The organism is Mesorhizobium sp. M0898, assembly GCF_040319695.1.
Lineage (GTDB): Bacteria > Pseudomonadota > Alphaproteobacteria > Rhizobiales > Rhizobiaceae > Mesorhizobium.
The window spans coordinates 1-565 of the sequence record NZ_JAMYOE010000162.1; the positions used below are offsets into that span (position 1 = coordinate 1).

At 63.9% G+C, this 565-nt stretch carries 1 pseudogene; it reads left to right on the forward strand.

The features are described from left to right. Positions 1-252 precede the first annotated feature (252 nt). A pseudogene (locus tag NKH90_RS34730) lies at positions 253-565 on the forward strand (IS110 family transposase); the annotation flags it as partial.

Consider the following 565-nt stretch of genomic DNA (forward strand, 5'->3'; position numbering starts at 1 on the left):
GTTGGTAACCGGTATGATCATGACGGTGCCATCCGATCCCCGCTGGAGATGAGCGATTTTCGGCGTATGGTGCGACCATCCGGGACAGGGGCACCGGGAGCACGCCAAGTGCAGGCAGGCCGATGTATTCGATGAGCTGCGAGCTCGCGTTAGTAGCTGGCCGCCCCTGCGACCTGCCCGGTTGCGCCGAGAGCGCGGATCCGTAGGTGTCGCGTCGCCCGCTGGCTCCCGATTGTTGAGGAGAGGGAGCCGATGAGACGTGTGATTGGAATGGACATCCACCGCACCTTTGCGGAGGTGGTGGTTTGGGAAGACGGCCGGCTGCGCCATCACGAACGGCTCGACATGACCCGCTCGGGACTGGAAGGGTTCGGCCGCAATTTGCGACGGACGGATGAGGTTGTCGTCGAGGCCACGGGCAACGCCATGGCGGTGGTGCGGGTTCTGTCGCCCTATGTCGGCCGGGTGATTGTCGCCAACCCGATGCAGGTGAAGGCGATCGCCCATGCCAGGATTAAGACCGACAAGATCGATGCCGGCGTTTGGCGCAGCTCCATGCCAGCGG